Origin of the sequence: Flavobacterium sp., from assembly GCF_043722275.1 — a bacterium.
Lineage (GTDB): Bacteria > Bacteroidota > Bacteroidia > Flavobacteriales > Flavobacteriaceae > Flavobacterium.
On the sequence record NZ_JAYSPC010000159.1, the window covers coordinates 1 to 1,767 of the forward strand.

Consider the following 1,767-nt stretch of genomic DNA (forward strand, 5'->3'; position numbering starts at 1 on the left):
CATTTTATTTCCCACTTTGGTTATTAGCTCCCAAGATTTCATTTTTTCCATTACGCCTAAAGTTGCCAAAGCTGCTGTTGGGCCAATACGTTCTGTCCAAAACGTACTGCTAATAAAAGTGCTTTGAGCCGCTTCCATAACTGATTTTCTTCCTACTACTGCCGTTAATGCATAGCCATTTCCTATGGTTTTTCCGAACATGGTAATATCTGGCTCCACACCAAATTTTTGAAATATTCCTCCAAAAGTTTCTCTAAATCCCGAAGTACATTCGTCAAAAACCAATACAATATTTTTTTGAGTGGCTAAATCTCTTACTTTTTGCAAAAAATTATCTTCAGGTCCAAAATTTCTTAACACTTCCATTTTAATAACACCTATGTTATTATTTTCAACAATACTTACTAGTTCTTCGTAGTTATTATAATGAAAAGGAAATACCGTGTTTTTTAAGTTTTTTGGCACACCCAATGGGCTTAAACCCGGAATTAAATGCCCTGATAAATCATCACCAGCGTTATGATTAGCAGACAAGTACCAATCGTGCCAACCATGATATCCGCATATTGCAACCTGATCTTTACCTGATGCAGCACGAGCAATTCTAATAGCGATTGAATTTGCTTCACCACCACTACGAGCAAAACGCACCATATCTGCCCATGGATTCATTTCGATTAATTTTTCAGCCAAATAAACTTCCTCGGGACAGTTTAATGTACTCATATTTCCCTTTTTTACGGTTTCTATTACGGCTGCATCCACCTCATCATTACCATACCCTAAAGTATTGGTTCCTATTCCCATAATAGACATATCTGTGAGTTCTTTGCCATCTAAATCCCAAACTTTACATCCTTTTGATTTAGAAAAATAAGCTGGCCAGAGATCCGGTAAAAACATTTCTGGTCTTTTAGAGAGCAACATTGTTCCGCCTGGAATTAATGTTTTTGCTTTTTTATATAATTCTTGACCTTTTCCCATGATTAATCATTTTTTAAAGACTTTAAAAGTCCTTCATTTCTAATAATTGTATCGTTTATTTTAATTAAATCTTCTTCGATAATATAATTTACATACTCCATCCAAGTTTTTTCGGTTCCCAAATTATTTATCAAGATTTCGATTAATTCAAAATCTCTAGTTTCATCTACGGTCATTCTGATTTTAGAAAAATTAGATTCACACGGAAAATTAATTGCCGTGAATAAATTCCCTCCGTTGAAATCTGAATTATTTCTGATATAAGGGGTAACATGTTCCCGTTCTGATAACAATTTGGCGTTTTTCCATGCTTTTTCCAATGCCGAAAATTTAAAAACCTCTACATCTTGCCCATCAGGAAAATGCTCAACGAGTCCGTTAGACCCATAATCTTTATCATTTTCTTGAACAAAATCAATCACTTTGTCTACCAAAACTGGATCAATAAGAGGGCAATCCGAAGTTACTCTAACAATCCAATCCGCATTTTTAGATTTTACCGCTTGATAAAACCGGTCTAAAACATCGGATTCAGAACCTCTTGAAGCATTAAAACCCCATTCGATTGCTTTATCAAAAATTATTGTATCGGCTTCATCATTCGTAGTTGCAACAATTATTTCGGAAACTTTTGTGCATTTTTTTAATCGGTCTAAATGAATTTGGAGCAAAGATTTACCGCCAATTTCTTTTAAAACTTTACCTGGTAATCTTGTACTTCCAGTTCGAGCTTGAGTGATAACTATCGTTTTTATTGCCATACTATTGCGGCTCTTATTTTTT

2 protein-coding genes are annotated in these 1,767 nt (G+C 34.6%); both read right to left on the bottom strand.

Features of this window, described 5'->3' with window-relative positions:
• The coding region (locus ACHZDT_RS20110) for an aminotransferase class III-fold pyridoxal phosphate-dependent enzyme (RefSeq protein ID WP_394776488.1) at positions 1–984 on the bottom strand (984 nt) is incomplete at its 3' end.
• Between the two features lie 2 nt (positions 985–986).
• Positions 987–1,767 (bottom strand): cytidylyltransferase domain-containing protein (locus ACHZDT_RS20115; protein ID WP_394776489.1); only part of this gene is annotated, 781 nt, incomplete at its 5' end.